This window comes from Sphingomonas sp. (assembly GCF_029239295.1).
Classification (GTDB): domain Bacteria; phylum Pseudomonadota; class Alphaproteobacteria; order Sphingomonadales; family Sphingomonadaceae; genus Sphingomonas.
In genome coordinates this window covers 29,978-51,703 of the sequence record NZ_JAQZBC010000002.1, presented here as the reverse complement: position 1 = coordinate 51,703, position 21,726 = coordinate 29,978, and the positions used below count along the sequence as shown (strand labels likewise).

The window sequence follows — 21,726 nt, the reverse complement described above, 5'->3', positions numbered from 1 at the left end:
ACCTCTTCCCCCTCCAGCTCAGGCGGGAGGGGCTAGGGGAGGGATGGTCGATCGTCGGAGGTAGGTGGTTACTCGGCCGCTTCGGCCAGGTCGCCATCCTCCGCCTCTTCCATGCTCTTCAGCTCGACGTTGAGGCCCAGCGAACGCATTTCCTTGACGAGCACGTTGAAGCTCTCCGGAATGCCTGCCTCGAACGTGTCGTCGCCCTTGACGATCGCCTCGTAGACCTTGGTACGGCCGACCACGTCGTCCGACTTCACCGTCAGCATTTCCTGGAGCGTGTACGCAGCACCATAAGCCTGCAGCGCCCACACCTCCATTTCGCCGAAGCGCTGACCGCCGAACTGCGCCTTACCGCCCAGCGGCTGCTGGGTGACGAGGCTGTACGGGCCGATCGAACGCGCGTGGATCTTGTCGTCCACAAGGTGGTGCAGCTTGAGCATGTAGATGATGCCCACCGTCACCTTGCGGTCGAACTGATCGCCGGTACGCCCGTCGAACAGATCCGACTGACCCGACGGATCGAGACCCGCCAGCTCCAGCATCGCCGAAACGTCTGCCTCGACCGCGCCGTCGAACACCGGGGTGCCCATCGGGATGCCCGGCTTCAGGTTGTTCGCCAGCTCGATGATGCCCTGCGCATCCCGTGCGTCGATCTCGTCGACATAATGCTCGCCGTAGATCGTCTTCAGCCGCTCCTTGACCGCCTCGGGCATGGTGCCCGCGGTGGCATCCGGATTGGCCTCACGCCAGTCCTCGAGCTGCTGCGCGATCTGCTGACCCAGGCCGCGAGCGGCCCAGCCAAGGTGAGTCTCGAAGATCTGACCGACGTTCATGCGCGACGGCACGCCCAGCGGGTTCAGCACGAGATCGACCGGCGTCCCGTCGGCGAGGAACGGCATGTCCTCGACCGGCAGGATGCGGCTGATGACGCCCTTGTTGCCGTGACGGCCGGCCATCTTGTCGCCCGGCTGCAGCTTGCGCTTCACCGCGACGAACACCTTGACCATCTTCAGCACGCCCGGCGGCAGCTCGTCGCCACGCTCGAGCTTCTCGCGCCGATCCTCGAACTTCTCGCGGATCAGCTTGGCAGCCTCGTCATACTGCGTCTTCACCGCTTCGAGATCCGACTGGACCTTGTCGTCGGCGACCGCGAACTTCCACCATTCGTGACGGTCAACGCTGTCGAGCGTGTCCTGATCGATCACGGCACCCTTCTTGGGGCCGCCCTTCGGCACCGCGGTCGCGGTCTGGCCGATCAGCATGTCACGCAGGCGCGACCAGGTGGCACGATTGAGGATCGTGCGCTCGTCGTCCGAGTCCTTCTTCAGGCGCTCGATCTCTTCGCGCTCGATCGCCATCGCACGCTCGTCCTTGTCGATGCCGTGACGGTTGAAGACGCGAACGTCGACAATCGTACCGGCAACGCCCGGCGGAAGGCGAAGCGAGGTGTCACGCACATCGCTGGCCTTTTCACCGAAGATCGCGCGCAGCAGCTTTTCCTCCGGCGTCATCGGGCTTTCGCCCTTTGGCGTGATCTTGCCGACGAGAATGTCGCCCGGCTCAACCTCGGCACCGACGTACACGATGCCCGCTTCGTCGAGGTTGCGAAGCGCTTCCTCGCCGACGTTCGGGATATCGCGGGTGATGTCCTCCGGTCCCAGCTTCGTGTCACGAGCCATCACCTCGAACTCGTCGATGTGGATCGACGTGAACACGTCGTCCTTCACGATCCGCTCGGAGATGAGGATCGAGTCCTCGTAGTTGTAGCCATTCCACGGCATGAACGCGACGAGCGCGTTGCGGCCGAGTGCCAGCTCGCCGAACTCGGTCGACGGACCATCAGCGAGGATGTCGCCGGCGTTGACCACATCGCCCACCTTCACCAGCGGACGCTGGTTGATGCAGGTCGACTGGTTGGAACGCTGGAACTTCATCAGCGAGTAGATGTCGACGCCCGACTTGCCGGCATCGACCTCACCCGTGGCGCGGATCACGATACGGCTGGCGTCGACCTGGTCGACGATGCCGGCGCGACGTGCGGAGATCGCAGCGCCCGAATCGCGTGCCACCGTCTCTTCCATGCCGGTGCCGACGAACGGCGCTTCCGCCTTCACCAGCGGCACGGCCTGACGCTGCATGTTCGAGCCCATCAGCGCGCGGTTGGCGTCATCGTTTTCCAGGAACGGAATGAGCGATGCGGCGACCGAAACCAGCTGCTTCGGCGACACGTCCATGAGCGTGATCGTCTCAGGCAACGCCATGAGGAATTCGCCGGCCTGACGGGCGGAGATCAGTTCCTCAGTGAAACGGCCTTCGCCGTCGAGCTCTGCGTTCGCCTGCGCGACCGTGTGCTTCTGCTCTTCCATTGCGGAAAGGTACACGACCTCGCCGGTGACCTTGCCGTCGACGACGCGGCGGTACGGCGTCTCGATGAAGCCGTACTTGTTGACGCGAGCGAAGGTCGACAGCGAGTTGATCAGACCGATGTTCGGGCCTTCCGGCGTCTCGATCGGGCAGATACGGCCATAGTGCGTCGGGTGAACGTCGCGGACTTCGAAGCCCGCACGCTCACGCGTCAGACCGCCCGGCCCGAGCGCCGAAACACGACGCTTGTGCGTCACTTCGGAGAGCGGGTTCGTCTGATCCATGAACTGCGACAGCTGCGACGAGCCGAAGAATTCGCGGACCGCGGCGACGGCCGGCTTCGCGTTGATGAGGTCGTTCGGCATGACGGTGGACACGTCCACCGAGCTCATGCGCTCCTTCACGGCGCGCTCCATGCGGAGCAGGCCGACGCGATACTGGTTCTCGAGCAGCTCGCCCACCGAACGCACGCGACGGTTGCCGAGGTTGTCGATGTCGTCGATCTCGCCCTTGCCGTCCTTCAGGTCGACGAGGGTCTTCACGACCGCCAGAATGTCCTCGGTGCGCAGCGTCGTCACCGTGTCCTCGGCATCGAGGTCAAGGCGCATGTTGAGCTTCACGCGGCCAACCGCCGACAGATCGTAGCGATCCGGATCGAAGAACAGGCCGGCGAACAGCGATTCCGCCGTTTCGAGCGTGGGCGGCTCGCCAGGACGCATCACGCGGTAGATGTCCGACAGGGCCTGCTCGCGCTCTTCGGCCTTGTCGGCCTTCAGCGTGTTGCGGATCCACGGACCGGTGGTGACGTGATCGATGTCGAGCAGTTCGATCCGGTCGATGCCGGCGCGATCCAGCTTCTCGAGATTGTCCGGGCCGACTTCATCACCGGCCTCGACGTAGATCTCGCCCGTGCTCTCGTTGATGAGGTCATAGGCCGAATAGCGGCCGTAGATTTCCTCGGTCGGGATGAGGAGATCGGTCAGGCCGTCCTTGGCCGCCTTGTTGGCAGCGCGCGGCGTGACCTTGGTGCCCATCGGGAACACCACTTCGCCCGAGTTCGCATCGACGAGGTCGAACGTCGGCTTCACGCCGCGCCAGTTCTCGGCCGCGAACGGAATGCGCCAGCCACCCTCACCGCGCACATAGGTGACGCGGTTGTAGAAGTGGTTGAGGATTTCCTCGCTGTTGAGGCCCAGCGCATAGAGCAGCGCCGTGACCGGCAGCTTGCGCTTGCGGTCGATACGGACGTTGACGATGTCCTTGGCGTCGAACTCGAAATCGAGCCACGAACCGCGATACGGGATCACGCGCGCGGCGAAGAGATACTTGCCCGAAGCGTGGGTCTTGCCGCGGTCATGATCGAAGAGGACGCCCGGCGAACGGTGCATCTGGCTGACGATCACGCGCTCCGTGCCGTTGATGAAGAACGTGCCGTTCTCCGTCATCAGCGGCATGTCGCCCATGTAGACGTCCTGCTCCTTGATATCGAGCACCGAGCGGGTTTCCGTCTCGGGATCCACCTCGAACACGATGAGGCGAAGCGTCACGCGCATCGGGGCGGCATAGGTGATGCCACGCTGGCGGCATTCCTCGACGTCGAACTTCGGCGGTTCGAGTTCGTAGTTCACGAAATCGAGCTCTGCCGTGCCGGCGAAGTCGCGGATCGGGAACACGCTGCGCAGCGTCTTCTCGAGACCCGAGACGTAGCCGATCGACGGATCGGACCGCAGGAACTGTTCGTAGCTTTCGCGCTGCACCTCGATCAGGTTCGGCATCTGAACCACTTCGTGGATGTTGCCGAAAACCTTGCGGATGCGGCGCTTTGCGGTGCCGCCTTCGATCGCCTTGGTTGCCATGTAGCTGTCTGCCTTGGTCTAACTTGTCCGGGCGCAGGACAAGACGCGAAAAGGCCGCGCGTCATGTTCCGGCATCGGAACAAACGGCAGCCTTACAGCGTCTTATGAACCCACCTGCTCCAATCCGTTCGACATAGTGCGCGACGCCATGTCATTTCCCGAAGCTGTGGTAACCGCCCGGATATAGGTGGCGGGTCATTCTCCGTCAACCACCGCGCCACGGATCAGGGCGTTTCAGGCGAGTGCGCATGAGCGTCACCGCTGCAGGTGACGTCGTGTTCACCCGGCCTTGGCGTGAACTGGAAGAAGCCCATGCGACGCAGGGCTGCGGCGGCCTGCGCGCACGCTCGTTTGGCTAGCGGTCGTCTCCGACGTACAGGCGCAGGCGGGACAGTGATTCAGTTGCCCCGGGTTCAGGGTTGAAACGATAGCGCGATGAAGATGGCAGGGACGATGAAGAGGGGGCGCCTGGCGCTGGTGGCTAGCGCCTGGCTCGCCGGAGCGGCCGGCGTAGCGGTCGCTCAGGAGGTGCCACCCGGCACGGCGGACCTGGGTAACTTCAGCCTGCCCCCGTCGCGGCCGACGCCGACGCCCACCGTGGTGCCGGTCGGCCCAGCGAATGACGCGCCGCCGACCAATGCGCCCATCCCGGTCGTGCGCCCCGCGCCTCCAGCGCCGCGCGCCACGCCCACTGCGGCGCCGACCGCGCGAGCGACGCCCGCGCCCGTGCCGACTGCCACACCGACGCCGCGGACGAGTCCCAGCCCGCGGGCGACGCCGACCCCGACCGAGACGCCGACCGCCGCGCCGGTCCGCCAGAGCGATGAGCAGCCGGCCGCCCTCCCGACTCCTGACCCGATCGACGAAGCTTCACCTGCCGCGATCGCGACCACCACGTCTGAGCCATTGCCCGACGGACCTGTCGAGAATGCGGATCTGCCGGCGGCGGAGGAGCCAGCGCGCGTGCCATGGTTGTGGCCGGTACTGATCGGCCTGGGACTGCTGGCGATCGCGGCACTGTACCTGCGCCGCCGGCGATCCAAGGGGGAGGAAGCGGCCGTGGTCGACCGGGCCGGCGTTTTGCCTGCGCCTGAACCGGTTCAGCCAGCCGCGCCGAGTACGGCCCCAACCCCGGATGCCACTGCGGCGCCCGTCGCGGTGTCACCGCGGTTCCTGGATCGCGCGCAGGATGCTCCGCCGCCTCCCGCGCCGGCGCCGGCCGCGCGGCTCGACCTGGAAGTGCCGACGGTCAGCCGCGCAGGGCTCAACATGGTCACCGCCACTGCCGACGTGACGGTGGAGGTGCGCAACGTGTCGGACGTGCCTGCGCGCGGAGTTGCCGTGGAGATCCGCTTGACCAGTGCGCAGCCCGGCCAGGACGCCGTGCTCGCGGCGATGTTCGCCGAACCCATCGGCCGCCCTGCCGTGCCGCCGTTCGACCTGATGCCCGGCGAGTCGCGTCGGGTCCGCGCCGTCGCCACCATGCCCCGTGACGGCATCACCGTGCTGCAGGCGGGCGATCGTCCGATGTTCGTGCCGGTTGTCGCGATCCGGGCAGTTCATGGCGGAGGGCAGACGACGTCGGTTCACGCGCTGGGCATCGAGCGCGCCGGTCAGGCGAAGCTCGGCCCGTTCTGGCTCGATCAGCCGTCGCGCATGTTCGACACGATCGGCGTGCGGCCCCACACCGGCCGGTAAATGGGGCGCCGCCGGCCGCCGCTGACCTCAGCGGCGCTCGCGCGCTTCAGCTAAGCCAGGCAAAAGAAAAGGCGGCTTCCTTTGCAGGAGCCGCCTTTTCTTTGTGGTCGATCGCGGCAGGCTGGCCTGCCCGAGATCGGCCGACGGAGGTGCAGGCCGCGTGGCCCGCACCCCCGCGTTCGATTACTTAACCTCGACGGTCGCGCCAGCTTCTTCAAGCTGCTTCTTGACCTTCTCGGCCTCGTCCTTCGAGACGCCTTCCTTGATCGCCTTCGGAGCCGACTCAACGAGGGTCTTCGCTTCGGTCAGGCCCAGGCCCGTGATCGCGCGGACTTCCTTGATGACGTTGATCTTCTTGCCACCGTCGCCGGTGAGGATCACGTCGAACTCGGTCTTCTCTTCAGCGGCCGGAGCGGCGGCGCCGCCAGCTGCCGGAGCTGCTGCAACCGCTGCTGCGGCCGAGACGCCCCACTTCTCTTCGAGGAGCTTCGAGAGCTCAGCCGCCTCGAGGACGGTCAGTTCGGACAGCTGGTCAACCAGCGCGTTCAGGTCTGCCATGATATACTTCCTTTGAAACGTTCGAATGAAACGATGCTGCCTGAAGGATCAGGCGGCTTCCTTTTCCGAGTAAGCTGCAAGCACGCGCGCGATCTGCGCGGCGGGCGCCTGGGTGATGGTCGCGATCTTGGTGGCCGGGGCCACGATAAGACCGACGATCTTCGCCCGGAGCTCGTCGAGCGACGGCATCGTGGCGAGCGCCTTCACGCCCTCCACGTCGAGCTTGGTCGCACCCATGCCGCCACCGACGATCTCGAACTTGTCGGTCGTCTTGGCGAAGTCCACGGCCACCTTGGCAGCCGCAACGGGGTCGACCGAAGTCGCGAGACCGACCGGACCGGTGAAATATTCACCCAGACCGTCATAGTCGGTGCCATCGAGCGCGATCTTGGCAAGCTTGTTCTTCGAGACCTTGTAGACGGCGCCGGCCTCACGCATCTTCGTCCTCAGCTGCGTCGACTGCGCAACGGTGAGGCCGAGGTTGCGGGTGACGACCACCACGCCGACCTCGGAGAAGGTCTGCTTGAGTTCGGCGACGGCTGCGGCCTTTTGAGCACGATCCATGCCATTCTCCACACTTTGACCGCGGCCCGAAGGCTGCGGCCGGTTACGATCCGTCCGCACGAAACCGCGCGAACGGGTTGTCCAGCGAAGGGGAATGGGAAGCAGTCGCACGGCCCGGGATGATCCCGTGGGCGATGCGGCAAACCGAAGCACCGGGGCGCTGCGGCAAAATCCTGTCCCCGTCTCGGCGGGGAATTAAGGGCGCTGGGGCCCTCCCGCTGTCTCGGACGGCGTCACAGCCATCAAGGCCATGACAAGCGGCGGTCCCTAGCGGAAAACGCGCGCTGGTCAAGTGTCGTCAAACTACCATCGAAGTGCAATGGATCAGACGCGGTGGCGCCACGGGCGCGTCATCCATCCCCGGCAGAGGCACGGAAACGATCATGCCTTTGAGGGGAAGCAGAAGATGACCGATTCGCGTTTCGTCTATGATGACGGTGACATCGATACGAACGGCAGTGCCAACCAGCATCTCAACGACTTGATCGCGCGCCGCTATTCGCGCCGGCAGACGCTGCGCGGTGGCCTCACCGCAATGACCACGGCGGTATTCGGCGGCGTGTTGCTGGCAGGCTGCGACGACGACAGCGATCTGACGCGCGAGACGATCACCGTTTCGGCCGGGCAGGCGGCAACGACGAGCGCGGGCAAGACGGTTACGCTGCAGCGGACCGCCAGCAGCACGGCACAGTCGGTGCGGTGGACTCAGGTGAGCGGACCGCAAGTGACGCTGAACAACGCCGCCAGCGCGACGGCCACCTTCACCGCGCCAGCCGTCAGCGCCGCGACCCCGCTGGTGTTCCGCTTCACCGGCGCGACCGGGATCGGGGATACGGCGACCGCGGACACGACGATTACGGTCACACCCGCGACGCTGGACTTCGTGGCGGTGGCCAAGAACCGCAACGACCTGGTCACCGTCCCCACAGGCTATCTGGTCACCGTGCTGTATCGCATGGGCGATCCGATCAACGCCGCGACCCCGGCCTATGCCAATGACGGCACTGACGCCGATTTCGCCGCCCGTGCGGGGGATCACCACGACGGCATGAGCTTCTTCGGATTGGGAGCCACCGGGGCCGCGCGCGATGCGTCGGGGAGCACGCGCGGTCTGCTGGTGCTCAACCACGAGAATATCACCGAAAGCTACCTCCATCCGCGTGGCCAGACGACCACCGGCGGCGTCCGGCCCGAGCCAGAAGCGATCAAGGAGATCGAGGCACATGGCGTGTCGGTGATCGAAGTGACCCGCGGCGCCTCCGCCTGGAGCTATGTCCAGTCCTCGGCGCTCAACCGCCGTATCACGCCCAATACGCCGATGACGTTCAACGGCCCGGCGCGGGGCAACGCGCTGCTGCGAACCGTTTATTCCAAGGACGGAACGCAGGGACGCGGCACGATCAACAATTGTGCCAATGGCACGATGCCGTGGGGCACCTATGCCACCGCGGAGGAGAATTGGGCGGGCTATTTCCGCCGCGACCGGGGCGACGCAGCGGCGCGTACTGCGGCGGGGCGGACAAAGGAGAATGCCAGCCTGTCGCGCTATGGGATCAGCGAAGGACGCGCCGGCAATTACGGCTGGACCACGGTGACGCCGGCTGACCCGAGCAGCACCATCTTCCGCAAGTGGAATGCGACCGCCGTTGCCGATGCGGCGGCCGATGGTACGGCCGACTTCCGCCACGAGCCCTTCCAATATGGCTGGATCGTCGAGATTGATCCGTATGATCCGCGTTCGACGCCGCGCAAGCGCACGGCGCTGGGCCGCATGAACCATGAGGGTGTCGAGCCGAGCCGTATGATCGCTGGCGTCAAGCCCGCCTTCTACATGGGAGACGATGCGCAGAACGAATATATCTACAAGTTCGTGTCGAGCACGCCCTGGTCGGCCACCGACGCCAATGCCGCTGATCGGCTGGCGGTGGGCGACAAGTATCTCGACGCCGGCACGCTCTATGTCGCGAAGTTCAACGCCGATGGCAGGGGCCAGTGGCTGCCGCTGACCTTCGGATCGGGACCGCTGACCAGCGGCAATGCGACCTATCCATTCGCGGATCAGGCGGACGTGCTGATCAATGCGCGCCTTGCCGCGGATCTCCTGGGCGCAACGCCGATGGATCGGCCGGAATGGACCGCGGTGAACCCGGCGAATGGCGAGATGTATTGCACGCTCACCAACAATTCCTCGCGCAGCCCGTCGCGCACTGACGCGGCCAACCCGCGATCCTATGTCGATCCGCGCACCGACGGGCGCAGCAACAGCGCGGGCAACGTCAACGGCCATGTCATCCGCCTGCGCGAGAATGGCGACACGTCCGAAGCAACGGCTTTCACCTGGGACGTTTATGCCTTTGGTGCGGGCAGCGACCTGAACAAGGATACCATCAACCTGTCCGGGCTGGACGACAGCAACGACTTCTCCTCGCCCGACGGCCTGTGGTTCAGCCTGCCGTCCAATGTCGCGGGACAGGGGACGAGCCCAGTCATGTGGCTGCAGACGGACGACGGGGCCTTCACCGATGTTACGAACAACCAGATGCTGGCCGCGATCCCGGGCCGGGTGGGTGACGGCGGCGTAAAGACGGTGAACAACGCGACGCCGGCCGGCACCAGCACGGCGAGCACGCGGATCGGCAAGGCGCCGGGTGCGACGCTGAAGCGCTTCCTGGTCGGCCCGAAGGAGTGCGAGATCACCGGCATCACCTCGACGCCCGACGGTAAGGCGCTGTTCGTCAACATCCAGCATCCGGGTGAGAATGGCGGACCCGACAATATCACCTCGAGCTGGCCGGCCACGCAGAGCGGCACGGCGGCAGCGGCCAGCCGGCCGCGTTCGGCGACCATCGTGATCACACGCCAGGACGGCGGGCTAGTGGGGATCTGAGCCTTGGCGCCGCCCGCCCGGACGGGGCGGGCGGTCGCCGGTCGGCCTCGGCGGTCAGCGGTCCGTGCGGATCGCGCCGGCCTCGCGAACGGCGGCGAGTGTCGGCCAGCCATTGACGGCCATCAACAGATCCGCCTCTGCAAGGAGGCACTTCAGGACGTGGGCGCAGCCCTCTGCGCCGCCCAGTGCAAGCCCGTAGGAGTACGGCCGGCCCACCCCGACCGCATCGGCGCCGAGCGCGATTGCCTTGACCACATCAGTACCGGAGCGGATGCCCGAGTCGAACAACACCGGCACCCGGCCGGCGACAGCCCGGGCGACTTCGGGCAGCATGTCGATCGCCGCGATCCCGCCATTCGCCTGCCGCCCGCCGTGATTGGAAACATAGATGCCGTCGGCGCCGCTATCGATCGCGCGGCGCGCGTCCTCGGGATGACAGATGCCCTTCAGCACGATCGGCAGCTTCGTGATCGACTTCAGCCAGGCCATGTCGTCCCACGTCAGCACCTTGCCGAACGTCGCGCCCCAGGTGCCGATCGCGGTGCGCAGATCCTCCTCGGGCGCCTTGCCGCCGAGCATCTGGCGAAAGCGCGGATCGACGAAGTAATTCTGCAGCACATGGCCGCGAAGCTGCGGGAAGTTCGACGGGTTGAGATCGCGCGGCCGCCAGCCGGTGACCCAGGTATCGAGCGTGACGACGATCGCCTTGTACCCGGCGGCCTCCGCGCGCCCGACCAGGCTCTCCGCCAGTTCCTTGTCGCGCGGCGTGTAGAGCTGGAAGAAGGCCGGGGTCTCGCCGCAGGCGGCCTTCACGTCCTCCAGGGGATCGTTCGACAGTGTCGAGGCGGTCAGCGGCACGCCGGTGGCCGCCGAGGCCTGCGCCGCGGCCACGTCGCCATGCTGGTCCTGCGTCATCATGCCGGTGACGCCGATCGGCGCCATGAACAGCGGGGAGGGGAGCGTCAGCCCGAACAGCTCGATTGACAGGTCGCGGTGCGTCGCGTCCACCATCATCCGCGGCACCATCCCCCAATGGCGGAAGGCGCGTGCATTCTCGTCCTGCGTATATTCGTCTCCGCAGCCACCCTGGACATAGGTCAGCACATGCGGGGGCAGCGCAGATTGCGCGCGTTTTTCCAGCGTTGCGAAATCGACCGGATAGGTGGGGACGATGCCGGACAGGCCGGCGCCATAGATCTGGGTTTGCAGGTCGCCGTAATGCGGCATGGGCTACGCTCTCCTTTGGCCGCATTGTCGCGACCCAAAGGGCCGTTGTCACGCCTTGCCGGGAGAAAAGCGGTTAGCCGATAAGCTGCCGATATAGCCTTATGTAATCGTCCGCCATGCGCTCGACGCTGAACCGTTCGGCGACGTGGGCGCGGCAGGCGGCGCGATCGATCTCGCCGATCCGCTCGATTGCCTCGACCGCTTCGTCCACCGTATCGACGAGGAAGCCGGTGACGCCATGTTCGATCAATTCGGGCATCGAGCCGCGGTTGAACGCGATGACGGGGGTGCCGCAGGCCATTGCCTCCACCACGGAAAGGCCGAAGGGTTCGTCGAAGCCGATGAGGTGGAGGAGGGCGCTGGCCTGGCCGAGGGTGCGGATGCGTTCGTCGCCGCCGACGACGCCGCGGAAGACGACGCGGTCATCGTCGATGTGCGGCGCGACGTCGCGTTCGTGATAGTCGTGGTCCTGCACGAGGCCCGCCATGACCAGCCGCCTACCGGCCGCTTTTGCAGCGGCAATGGCCGCGTGCGGGCCTTTATCCGGGTGAATTCGGCCAAAAAAGAGCAGGTCCTGGCCACCAGCCGCGTCAAAGGGAAAATCGTCGAGCGGAATGCCGTGATGGATCGTCGCGGCATAGCTCAGCGACGGGTGGCGATCGGCGTCGCTGATCGAGACGTAGTGAACGTGATCGTCATAGCGCTGGTACACTGGCACGATCCGCTCGGAGGAAAAGCCGTGGATCGTCGTCAGCATCGGCGTGTCGATCAGCCGGGACCAGGCGAGCGGCATGAAATCGGCCTGGTTGTGGATGAGGTCGAAGTCGCCCGCGCGCTCAATGCAGTGTGCGATGTGCATCGCCTCCCACACCTTGGCGTCAAGGTGCGGCGGCTCCGAATAGCCGCGCGGCGCCACGCCCTCCATCTTTCCGGCAGTGTGCGAATTCTGCGTGGCGAAGAGCGTGACATCGACACCGCGCGCGACCAGCGCCTCGGTCAGCAGGCTCGTCACCAATTCCCACGGGCCATAGCCGGTCGGCGGCGTCGCCCAGGAGATCGACGACAACATGGCAATGCGCATCAGGTCAGCAGCTCCACGACATATCCTTCATCAGCATCGAGCGTGCCATCGAACGCGTCGCGCGTGCCGGTGGCGACGATGATCCGCCCCGCGCGCGCACCGGCGGGCAGCACGATGTCTTGCTGCCGGGCGCCAAGGTTGAGCACCACGAACACGCGCTCATCGCCCAGCCGCCGCTCATAGGCGAGCACGTCGGAGGGCGCCTCGTGCAGCGCCATGGCGCCGAGCGACAGTGCGCCGCTGGCACGACGCGCTGCGAGCAGGCGACGGTAGAGCCACAGCATCGAGGCCGGATCAGCCTCCTGCGCGGCGACATTACGGGTTGGCCAGTCCGGATGGAGCGGCAGCCATGGTTCAGCCGTCGAAAAGCCCGCGTGCGGGGAGGCGTCCCAGGCCATCGGCGTTCGCGAGCGGTCGCGGCCAAGGCCCATGCCGGGCTGGCGAAGATCCTGCGGATCGCGCACCCGTTCCGGGGGGATGTCGACCTTCCCGATGCCGATCTCATCGCCCTGATAAAGGGTCGGCGTGCCGCGCAGGGTGAGCAGCAGCATGGCAGCGACGCGCGCCTGCGCTTCCCCGATGCGGGCAGCGATACGCGGCGCATCGTGGCTGCCGATCACCCAATTGGGCCAGCCGTGTTCGGGGATCGCCGCGTCGTAGCTGGCGATCAGCGCGGCGAGCGTGTCGCGATCCCAGCGGTTCTCGATCAACTCGAAGTTGAAGGGGAGCTGCACATAGGGCTGATCCGGCGTGCCGTACCAACGCATCAGGCGATCGAGCGGAAGGAAGATTTCACCGACCAGCACAGTATCACCATAGCTGTCGGCAAGCTCGCGGAAGTGGCGCGCGATGGCATAGGCCTCGGGCTGGTCGGTCGAGTTGAGCTGGATGAGGCGAAGCTTCTCGGCCATCCCTTCGCGCCAATCGGGGTTGGGCGGATTGTCGGGCAGCCCCTCGGCCTTCACCAGGTGCCACAGCACATCGATGCGGAAGCCGTCGACACCGCGGTCAAGCCAGAAGCGCAGCACATCAGTCATCGCCTGCGCGACATCAGGGTTGCGCCAGTTGAGGTCGGCCTGTTCCTTCAGGAAGGTGTGGAGATAATATTGGCCAGTGGTGCGGTCGAGCTCCCATGCGGGGCCGCCCATGTCGCTGATCCAGTTGTTGGGCGGGCCGCCGCCGGGCGCCGGATCGCGCCAGAAATACCAGTCCCGCTTCGGATTGTCGCGGCTGGAGCGGCTCTCGACAAACCAGGGATGCTGGGTCGAGGAATGGTTGGGGACGAAATCGAGCAGCAGCTTGAGCCCGCGTGCATGGACCGCGGCGAGCAGGCGATCGAAGGCGGCGAGATCGCCGAACATCGGCTCGACGCCGGTATAGTCGGCCACGTCATAGCCGAAGTCCGCCATCGGCGAAGGGAAGATCGGCGAGAGCCAGATTGCGTCGACGCCGAGCGACGCGATGTGATCGAGATGCGCCTCGATCCCGGCGAGATCACCAATGCCGTCACCATCGCTGTCCGCAAAGGAGCGCGGATAGACCTGGTAGATGACGCCGCGCTTCCACCAGGGCGCAGCGGGGGTGCCCTCGCTCATGCCGGTCGTAACGCCCCGGCAATGGATGGGTTCACGCGGGCGATGCCGACGGCGGCAGCGGGCAACAAAAAAGGCCGGGGTTGCCCCCGGCCTCCTTTGTTACGCAAACTGAAAAGCCCGGATCAGGCCGAGGCGACTTCCGCCACGTCGATCTTGATGCCGGCACCCATGGTGCTGGAGATCGCGACCTTGCGGACGTACTTGCCCTTGGCGCCAGCCGGCTTTGCCTTGACCACCGCATCGACCAGCGCGTCGAAGTTCGCGCGCAGATCTTCGGCCGGGAAGCTTGCCTTGCCGATGCCGGAATGGATGATACCGGCCTTCTCGACGCGATACTCAACCTGACCGCCCTTGGCAGCCTTCACCGCCTCGGCGACGTTCATCGTCACAGTGCCGAGCTTTGGGTTCGGCATCAGGCCCTTCGGACCCAGAACCTTACCGAGACGGCCGACGATGCCCATCATGTCCGGGGTCGCGATGCAGCGATCGAAGTCGATCTTGCCGCCCTGGATGGTTTCCATCAGGTCTTCCGCACCGACGACGTCGGCGCCGGCAGCCAAAGCCTCTTCAGCCTTTGCGCCGCGAGCGAACACGCCGACGCGAACGGTCTTGCCGGTGCCCTTGGGCAGGGTGACGACGCCGCGGACCATCTGGTCAGCGTGACGCGGATCAACGCCGAGGTTCAGCGCGACTTCGATCGTCTCGTCGAACTTCGAGGTCGCACCCGACTTTGCGAGGCTGATCGCCTCGTCAACGCCGTGCAGCTTCTCGCGGTCGACCGTGATCGACTTCTGCTTCTTCGTGAGCTTCGCCATGTTCTTAGCCCTCCACAACCTGGAGGCCCATCGCGCGAGCGGAGCCTTCGATGATCTTCGTTGCTGCTTCGATGTCGTTGGCGTTCAGGTCCTTCATCTTGGCCTGAGCGATTTCCGACAGCTGCGAGCGCTTGATGGTGCCGGCCGAGGTCTTGCCCGGCTCCTTCGAACCCGACTTCAGGTTCAGCGCCTTCTTGATGAGGAAGGTCGCCGGCGGCGTCTTCGTCTCGAAGCTGAACGAGCGGTCAGCGTACACGGTGATGACGGTGGGGAGGGGCGAACCCTTTTCCATGTCAGCCGTCTGCGCGTTGAACGCCTTGCAGAACTCCATGATGTTCACGCCGCGCTGACCCAGCGCCGGGCCGATCGGCGGCGACGGGTTTGCAGCGCCGGCAGGCACCTGCAGCTTGATATAGCCTGTGATTTTCTTCGCCATGTCACTCTCTTTAAGTTTAGCGGTGGTCGCGGGCGCGTTGCCGCACCCTCCCGCAAGCGTTCCAGGGAATTACCTGGAAGAGCGCGCGCATAGCGGGATCGCGGGGGAAAAGCTAGACCCGCCGGGCCCCGCCATGCGCGCGCTTCCGGCGATCGATCAGGTCATCGCCATGAGGCTGGCATTGCCGCCCGCGGCGGTGGTGTTGATCGAGGTGGAGACCTCCTCCACCAGCCATTCGAGCCGATAATTGTTCGCCTGGGTGAGAACGATCGGCCCGTCGAGCGTGGCGATGCGCTGTTGCAGATCGCGGACGCGCGCCGCGTCTCCCTCGATCAGCGCACCGGCATAGGGGCCGTCCTTGCTCCAATCGTCGCTCCAGCGAACCCGGGCAGCGATGGGCGCGGGCAGATCGGTGCGCCGCGCGGCGTCCACCACCAGATCGTTACCGGTGGCGAGCGCGGCGGCGAGCTGCGCCATGAGTCCGGCGCTGGTTTGGGGCAGCAGCAGGATGCGGCCGCGCGGATGCAGCGCATAGAGGTTGCGCTCACCCACAGGGCCATCGAGTTCTGTCTCGAGCCCCAATGGGGAGGCGGCGGCGATCTCGCGCGCACGATCCGCTTCCGCCCCGTTCCCGCGACCCTCCAGCCACAGCGCCAGGTCACGCGTGGCGGCATCGGCAATGGTCGAGGTGCCGGCCGGCGCCTCGATCGGGCCGCGCACCAGCCGGCCGAGATACAGCGGCCCGCCGGCCTTTGGCCCGGTACCCGAAAGGCCACGTCCGCCGAACGGCTGCACCCCGACGATCGCACCGATGACGTTGCGGTTGATGTAGAGATTGCCCGCCTTCACCCGTGCGGTGACATGGGCGATCGTCTCGTCCAGCCGGGTGTGGAGGCCGAAGGTGAGGCCATAGCCAGTGGCGTTGATCCGGTCGATCAGCGCGTCGAGGCCGCTGCGCTTGTACCGGACGACGTGGAGCACCGGCCCGAACACCTCGCGCTGCAGCTCGGCGATGTCGGACAGTTCGATGATCGTCGGCGCGACGAAGGTGCCATGGGCGGTCTCGTCGGTTAGCGGCAGCGAATCCACCTTGTGGCCGCGGCTGCGCATTGCCTCGATATGGCGCGTGATGTTGGCTTGCGCCTCGGCAGTGATGACGGGTCCGATGTCCACTGCCAACCGATCGGTACGGCCGAGGCGCAGCTCCTGAAGCGCACCGCGCAGCATCGTGAGGATGCGGTCGGCGACTTCTTCCTGCAGGCACAGGACGCGCAGCGCCGAGCAGCGCTGGCCGGCGCTGTCGAAGGCGGAGGCAATGACGTCTGCCACCACCTGTTCGGCGAGCGCGGAGCTGTCGACGATCATCGCATTCTGGCCGCCGGTCTCGGCGATCAGCGGGATCGGGGTGCCCTCAGCCGAGAGGCGGGTGGCGAGTTCGCGCTGAATAAGGCGCGCGACTTCGGTGGAGCCGGTAAACATCACCGCCGCCGTTTCCGGCGCAGCGACCAGCGCGGCGCCGATCGAACCGTCACCGGGAACGAGCTGAAGCACGTCGGCCGGAACGCCTGCCTCATGCAGGATGGCGACGCCCTGCGCGGCGATCAGCGGGGTTTCCTCGGCAGGCTTGGCCAGCACGGTGTTGCCGGCGACCAGCGCGGCGGCGACCTGACCGGTGAAGATCGCCAGCGGGAAGTTCCACGGGCTGATGCAGGTCACGGTGCCGAGCGGCTGGTGCGCAGGGCCGAAGCTGCGCCGCGCCTGATCGGCGTAATAGCGCAGGAAATCGATCGCCTCGCGCACCTCACCGATCGCATTGGGGATCGACTTGCCGGCCTCGCGCACGGTCAGCCCGATGAGGTCGGCCATGCGCGTCTGCATTGTGTCGGCGGCGCGATCGAGGATCGCCGCCCGCTCGGCGGGGAGAACGGCGGCCCAGGCCGGGGCGGCGGCCGCTGCCGTGCGGGCGGCAGCGGTGGCTTGCGCGGCGCTCGCCTCTACGACGGTGCCGACGGTGTCGCGGTGGTCGGCAGGGTTCAGCACGGGGCGAGCGGTGCCCTGACCATCATTGGGGGCGGCGCGCCAGTCGCTGTGCGCGCCGGCCTGCATCGTTGCGGCAAGCGCCGCGAGCGCGCGTTCGTCGGCGAGGTCGAGGCCGTCTGAATTGCGGCGGCGGGGGTAGAGATCAGCCGGCAGCGCGATGGCGGCATGCTTCTGACCCGGCGTATCGCTGGCGCGGACGATCGCGACGGGGTCGGCGACGAGGTCGGCGATCGACACCTCCGGATCGGCGATGCGGTTCACGAACGACGAATTCGCGCCATTTTCCAGCAGGCGGCGGACGAGATAGGCGAGCAATGTCTCATGCGTGCCGACGGGGGCGTAGATGCGGCAGGGGCGGTTCAATTTGTCCGCGCCGACCACCTCGTCATACAGCGGTTCGCCCATGCCGTGGAGGCACTGAAACTCGTAATCGCCGATGGTGAAGTCCGGCCCGGCCATGGCGTGGACGGTCGCCAGCGTCTGCGCATTGTGGGTGGCGAATTGCGGGAACACGGCGTCGCGGTTCGCGAGCAGGCGGCGGGCGCAGGCGATGTAGGATACGTCGGTGTGGATCTTGCGCGTATAGACGGGGAAATCCACCTGGCCATCGACCTGCGCGCGCTTGATCTCGGCGTCCCAATAGGCGCCCTTGACCAGCCGGACCATGATCCGGCGGTTCGAGCGGCGAGCTAGGTCGACGATCCAGTCGATCACGAACGGGCAGCGCTTGCCATAGGCCTGGATGACGAAGCCGAGGCCGTTCCAGCCGGCGAGTGCGGGATCGAGCGACAGGCTTTCCAGCAGGTCGAGCGAGAGTTCGAGGCGGTCAGCCTCCTCCGCGTCGATGTTGAAGCCGATGTCATAGCCCTTGGCGATCAGTGCGAGGTCGCGGACCTTGGGCAGCAGTTCTGCCATGACCCGGTCGGCCTGGGCGCGGGCATAGCGGGGGTGGAGGGCGGAGAGCTTGATCGAGATACCGGGGCCGGCATAGACGCCGCGGCCGGCCGACGCCTTGCCGATCGCGTGGACCGCCGTTTCGTAATCGCGATAGTAGCGGTCGGCGTCGGCGGCGGTGGTCGCCGCCTCGCCGAGCATGTCGTAGCTGTAGCCGAAACCGCGCGTTTCGAGCGGACGGGCGCGTTTCAGCGCCTCGCCGATCGTCTCGCCGGTGACGAACTGTTCGCCCATCATGCGCATCGCCATATCAACGCCGCGGCGGATGACCGGCTCGCCCGCGCGGGCAATCAGGCGGGTGAGGGCAGCGGCAAGGCCGCGATCGTTGACGCTGCTGGTGAGCTTGCCGGTGACCACGAGGCCCCAGGTAGCGGCATTGACGAACAGCGAGCGGCCGTCGCCCATGTGGCTGCGCCAATCGCCGCCGGCGATCTTGTCCCGGATCAGCGCGTCGCGCGTGTCGTCGTCGGGGATGCGCAGCAGGGCTTCGGCGAGGCACATCAAGGCGACGCCTTCCTGGCTGGACAGGGCATATTCCTGCACCAGACCCTCGACGCCGGTGCCCTTGTGCTTGGCCCGCAGCGCCGTGATCAGCTTGGTCGCGGTGGCGAGGGCCTGCGCCTTCAGCGATTCCGGCAAGGACGCCTCATCGAGCAACGGGGCGAGCGCCTCGGGCTCCGACCGGCGGGTGGCAGCGGTGATGGCCGCGCGCAACGGGGTGGCGGGGCGGATCGGCGGGGCGAAATCGGCAAACAGCGGGGGGAGATCGGCCATGGTCTCAGTCCGGGAAGTTGAGGCCATAATATAGCGATGCGTCGTCGGGCGATCTGACTTATGATGGGCCATGCCGCAGGTCAGACGGTTTGTAGTTGAGGCACTTCATGGACGTTTCGCCTTCCGATCCCAATGAACTGGACCAGTTCGACCGAAAGATCATCCAGGTGCTGCGGGAGGACGGGCGGCTGTCCGTCACCGAACTGGCGAAGCGCGTGGGCCTGTCAAAGACGCCGTGCCAGGTTCGCCTGGGCCGACTGACCGATCGCAAGATCATTCGAGGGTTCCGGGCAGTGATCGATCCGGCCCGGCTGGGGCAGGGGCATGTCGCGTTCACCGAAGTGAAGCTGTCCGACACGCGCGAGGCGGCGCTGGAGGAGTTCCGCCGCGGTGTGCTGGCGATTCCCGAGGTGGAGGAGTGCCACATGATCGCCAGCCATTTCGATTATCTGCTGAAGGTGCGGACGGCCGACATCCGCAGCTATCGCGCGGTGCTGGGCGAGCGCATTTCGACGCTGCCGCATGTGGCGAGCACGTCGACCTATGTGGTGATGGAAACGATCCGCGACGCGAGCGGATAAGGCACCCGAAGGGCGGTGTTCAGGATGCCAGCTTCGCGGGCACCAGGCCCAGCACCGACATCAGCTTGTCCAGCGAATAGGGTTTGCGCAGCAGCGGGAAGCCGTGGTTTCCTTCTTCCGCCAGCACGTGGCTGTAGCCACTGGTCAGCACCACGCGGCAATGCGGCCAGCGGTGTTCCACTTCCTTCGCCAGATCGATCCCGCTCATGCCCGGCATCACGACGTCGGTGAATAGCAGGTCGAAGGCGCCGTCCGCCTCCTCCAGCAAGCGAAGCGCGGACTCGCCATTGGTGGCCCAGGTGGTCGACTGGCCCAGTTCCTCGAGCAGCGTGCGCGCGAAGCGACCAACCACTTCATTGTCCTCCACCATCAGGACACGCTGCGTCGGCAACGCATGACGCAGCGCGGCAGGCGTCAGTGGCTCCCGCGCCGGCGCCACGGCGGCGGCGCGAGGCAGGTAGATGGTGAAGGTGCTGCCCTGGCCCGGGCGGCTGCACACGCTGATCTCGCCACCCGATTGCTTGGCAAAGCCGTACGCCTGGCTGAGGCCGAGGCCAGTGCCACGCCCGATCGCCTTGGTCGTGAAGAACGGTTCGAAGATGCGGCCCTGTGTCTCCGCATCCATGCCGGTGCCGCTGTCGCTGATGTCGACGGCGACAAAATCACCCTCCACCGCGGCATGGCGGCGCACCGATGGGACATGGGTCGTATTGCGCGCGGTGATCCGCAGCACGCCGCCATCGGGCATCGCGTCTCGAGCATTGATCGCGATGTTGAGCACGGCGGACTCGAACTGATTGGGATCGGCGGTCACGCAGCCGACATCACCGGCGATCGTCACCTCCACCTTAACCGGGGATCCGACGGTGGTGGTGATCAGCCGCTCCAGGCCGAGCACGCGGTCACCTACCACGAAGGTCTCGGGTTCCAGCGGCTGGCGGCGCGCAAAGGCGAGCAATTGACCGGTCAGTTGCGCCGCGCGGTCGGCGGTCTCGGCAATGGCAGCGATATAGCGCTGCCGCTTTTCCTCGCTCTGATTGGGTAATTGCAGCAGATCGGCGGAGGATCGGATCACGGTGAGCAGATTGTTGAAATCATGCGCCACCCCGCCGGTCAGCCGGCCGATCGCCTCCATCTTTTGGCTTTGCGCCAGTGCCTCGCGCGCAGTGTCCAGTTCTTCCTGGGCATGGCGACGCTCCGTCACGTCGCGGGTGATTTTGGTGAAGCCGGTCAGCACGCCGGCATCGTCGTAGATCGGATCAATGACGACATGCGCCCAGAAGGTGCTGCCGTCCTTGCGCAGCCGCAGCGCCTCCTTCTCGAAGGTGCCGTGGGTCAGCGCGGCGCGCAGCGCCTTGGCCGGTTCTCCCTTCTCCCGGTCTTCGGGCGTGTAGAAGCGGGAGAAATGCGCGCCGATGATCTCGTCCGCGGTATAGCCCTTGATCGCCTGCGCCCCGGCGTTCCAGCTGGAGACGTTGCCGTCGGGATCGAGCATGTAGATGGCGTAATCGCGTACGCCCTGCACCAGCAGGCGGAATTGCTGCTCGCTGTTGAACAGCGCGCGTTCCGCGTCCTTCTTGTCGCTGATGTCGCGCGTGACCTTGGCATAGCCGATGATCGTGCCATCATCGTTGTGGACCGGATCGATGACGACGCTGGCCCAGAAGCGCGTTCCATCCTTTCGCATCCGCCAGCCCTCGGCCTCGAACTTCCCCTCGGTCGCGGCGGTCTGCAGCGCGCGCGCGGGCAGCCCGGTCGCGCGGTCTTCCGGCGTGTAGAAGCGGGAGAAATGCTCGCCGATGATCTCGTGGGCGCGGTAGCCCTTGAACCGCTGCGCCCCGGCGTTCCAGCTGACCACATGCCCATCGGCGTCGAGCAGATAGATGGCGTAGTCCCGGACCGCATCCAGCAGCAGCTGGGACCGGCGTTCCGTTTCCATTGCGAGCAGATGCTGGTTGGGGTTGCTGGTCATCGCCAGCCATGAACTATGGCGACCGTAACGATTGTGCAATACAAATGACTAGTCATTGAAACTGCACGGGAAAAGCGCGCTTTCGCCGGCAACGCTGTGGTCCATGGCCGGGGTGGGCGCGGCAATGTCACTAACCTATATTGCCGCGCCTCACCTGGGGCATGCTACTCGTTGCGGGTGAGCGAGGTCTTGCGCTCGATCGACTGATCGTTGGTCTGCCCCTTGTCGAGCGTGTCGGACGGGCGCCGCGCGTCGCCTTCCTTCTGATGCTCGGTCGACAGGTTGGGCCGCTTGGCCTCGGTGGTTTCACGCTTGTCCATG

The 21,726-nt window shown here is 66.1% G+C and carries 14 protein-coding genes; 3 read left to right on the top strand and 11 right to left on the bottom strand.

From position 1 onward, the window contains the following. Window positions 1–68: 68 nt before the first annotated feature. Window positions 69–4,223, bottom strand: coding sequence for a DNA-directed RNA polymerase subunit beta (gene rpoB, locus K0S66_RS01850; RefSeq protein ID WP_301073392.1), 4,155 nt, complete (start codon window positions 4,221–4,223; stop codon window positions 69–71). A gap of 441 nt (window positions 4,224–4,664) precedes the next feature. Between rpoB and K0S66_RS01845 the strand changes: the two genes are divergently transcribed. Then, on the top strand, window positions 4,665–5,921 hold the full coding sequence (locus tag K0S66_RS01845) for an LPXTG cell wall anchor domain-containing protein (protein WP_301073391.1): 1,257 nt from the start codon (window positions 4,665–4,667) through the stop codon (window positions 5,919–5,921). A gap of 183 nt (window positions 5,922–6,104) precedes the next feature. Here K0S66_RS01845 and rplL read toward each other — a convergent pair whose 3' ends face one another. Together rplL and rplJ are read right to left on the bottom strand one after the other, a co-directional pair. Further along, on the bottom strand, window positions 6,105–6,479 hold the full coding sequence (gene rplL / locus K0S66_RS01840) for a 50S ribosomal protein L7/L12 (protein ID WP_301073390.1): 375 nt from the start codon (window positions 6,477–6,479) through the stop codon (window positions 6,105–6,107). Between the two features lie 48 nt (window positions 6,480–6,527). Beyond that, window positions 6,528–7,043: a 50S ribosomal protein L10 gene (gene rplJ, locus K0S66_RS01835; RefSeq protein WP_301073389.1), complete on the bottom strand. Its 516-nt coding sequence runs from the start codon at window positions 7,041–7,043 to the stop codon at window positions 6,528–6,530. Between the two features lie 406 nt (window positions 7,044–7,449). Here rplJ and K0S66_RS01830 point away from each other — a divergent pair, with 406 nt between their 5' ends. Further along, complete coding sequence (locus K0S66_RS01830; protein WP_301073388.1) at window positions 7,450–9,930, top strand: alkaline phosphatase PhoX; 2,481 nt, start codon at window positions 7,450–7,452, stop codon at window positions 9,928–9,930. 54 nt (window positions 9,931–9,984) lie between these two features. On the opposite strand, the gene K0S66_RS01825 is transcribed toward K0S66_RS01830, so the two are convergent. The 6 genes from K0S66_RS01825 to putA form a co-directional block, all read right to left on the bottom strand. After that, the gene (locus K0S66_RS01825; RefSeq protein ID WP_301073387.1) at window positions 9,985–11,157 is read right to left on the bottom strand and encodes an alpha-hydroxy-acid oxidizing protein; all 1,173 of its coding nucleotides are present in this window, start codon (window positions 11,155–11,157) and stop codon (window positions 9,985–9,987) included. Window positions 11,158–11,230: 73 nt separating this feature from the next. Beyond that, window positions 11,231–12,238 carry a glycosyltransferase family 4 protein gene (locus K0S66_RS01820; protein ID WP_301073386.1) on the bottom strand — a complete coding sequence of 336 codons (1,008 nt, stop codon included), beginning with the start codon at window positions 12,236–12,238 and terminating at the stop codon, window positions 11,231–11,233. Next, the gene (locus K0S66_RS01815) at window positions 12,238–13,833 is read right to left on the bottom strand and encodes an alpha-amylase family glycosyl hydrolase (RefSeq protein WP_301073385.1); all 1,596 of its coding nucleotides are present in this window, start codon (window positions 13,831–13,833) and stop codon (window positions 12,238–12,240) included. The genes K0S66_RS01820 and K0S66_RS01815 overlap by 1 nt, the downstream gene beginning before the upstream one ends. 122 nt (window positions 13,834–13,955) lie before the next feature. Continuing rightward, window positions 13,956–14,648, bottom strand: coding sequence for a 50S ribosomal protein L1 (gene rplA, locus K0S66_RS01810; RefSeq protein ID WP_301073384.1), 693 nt, complete (start codon window positions 14,646–14,648; stop codon window positions 13,956–13,958). A gap of 4 nt (window positions 14,649–14,652) precedes the next feature. Beyond that, window positions 14,653–15,084 (bottom strand): 50S ribosomal protein L11, encoded by a 432-nt coding sequence (gene rplK / locus K0S66_RS01805; RefSeq protein ID WP_301073383.1) that lies wholly within the window; start codon window positions 15,082–15,084, stop codon window positions 14,653–14,655. Window positions 15,085–15,240: 156 nt separating this feature from the next. Next, window positions 15,241–18,852: a trifunctional transcriptional regulator/proline dehydrogenase/L-glutamate gamma-semialdehyde dehydrogenase gene (gene putA, locus K0S66_RS01800; protein WP_301073382.1), complete on the bottom strand. Its 3,612-nt coding sequence runs from the start codon at window positions 18,850–18,852 to the stop codon at window positions 15,241–15,243. A 107-nt stretch (window positions 18,853–18,959) separates the two neighbouring features. Here putA and K0S66_RS01795 point away from each other — a divergent pair, with 107 nt between their 5' ends. Next, window positions 18,960–19,433 carry an Lrp/AsnC family transcriptional regulator gene (locus tag K0S66_RS01795; protein WP_301073381.1) on the top strand — a complete coding sequence of 158 codons (474 nt, stop codon included), beginning with the start codon at window positions 18,960–18,962 and terminating at the stop codon, window positions 19,431–19,433. A gap of 19 nt (window positions 19,434–19,452) precedes the next feature. On the opposite strand, the gene K0S66_RS01790 is transcribed toward K0S66_RS01795, so the two are convergent. Next, a complete protein-coding gene (locus K0S66_RS01790) occupies window positions 19,453–21,405 on the bottom strand; it encodes a PAS domain-containing sensor histidine kinase (protein WP_301073380.1) in 1,953 nt (650 codons plus the stop codon). Between the two features lie 164 nt (window positions 21,406–21,569). Continuing rightward, complete coding sequence (locus K0S66_RS01785; RefSeq protein WP_301073379.1) at window positions 21,570–21,725, bottom strand: hypothetical protein; 156 nt, start codon at window positions 21,723–21,725, stop codon at window positions 21,570–21,572. Window position 21,726: the final 1 nt, after the last annotated feature.

Coding starts and splice junctions, on each gene's coding strand:
- rplA (WP_301073384.1), bottom strand. CDS start 14,648: ATGGCGAAGCTCACGAAGAAGCAGAAGTCGATCACGGTCGACCGCGAG.
- K0S66_RS01815 (WP_301073385.1), bottom strand. CDS start 13,833: ATGAGCGAGGGCACCCCCGCTGCGCCCTGGTGGAAGCGCGGCGTCATC.
- rplJ (WP_301073389.1), bottom strand. CDS start 7,043: ATGGATCGTGCTCAAAAGGCCGCAGCCGTCGCCGAACTCAAGCAGACC.
- K0S66_RS01790 (WP_301073380.1), bottom strand. CDS start 21,405: ATGACCAGCAACCCCAACCAGCATCTGCTCGCAATGGAAACGGAACGC.
- K0S66_RS01820 (WP_301073386.1), bottom strand. CDS start 12,238: ATGCGCATTGCCATGTTGTCGTCGATCTCCTGGGCGACGCCGCCGACC.
- rpoB (WP_301073392.1), bottom strand. CDS start 4,223: ATGGCAACCAAGGCGATCGAAGGCGGCACCGCAAAGCGCCGCATCCGC.
- K0S66_RS01785 (WP_301073379.1), bottom strand. CDS start 21,725: ATGGACAAGCGTGAAACCACCGAGGCCAAGCGGCCCAACCTGTCGACC.
- K0S66_RS01845 (WP_301073391.1), top strand. CDS start 4,665: ATGGCAGGGACGATGAAGAGGGGGCGCCTGGCGCTGGTGGCTAGCGCC.
- rplK (WP_301073383.1), bottom strand. CDS start 15,084: ATGGCGAAGAAAATCACAGGCTATATCAAGCTGCAGGTGCCTGCCGGC.
- K0S66_RS01825 (WP_301073387.1), bottom strand. CDS start 11,157: ATGCCGCATTACGGCGACCTGCAAACCCAGATCTATGGCGCCGGCCTG.
- rplL (WP_301073390.1), bottom strand. CDS start 6,479: ATGGCAGACCTGAACGCGCTGGTTGACCAGCTGTCCGAACTGACCGTC.
- K0S66_RS01795 (WP_301073381.1), top strand. CDS start 18,960: ATGGACGTTTCGCCTTCCGATCCCAATGAACTGGACCAGTTCGACCGA.
- putA (WP_301073382.1), bottom strand. CDS start 18,852: ATGGCCGATCTCCCCCCGCTGTTTGCCGATTTCGCCCCGCCGATCCGC.
- K0S66_RS01830 (WP_301073388.1), top strand. CDS start 7,450: ATGACCGATTCGCGTTTCGTCTATGATGACGGTGACATCGATACGAAC.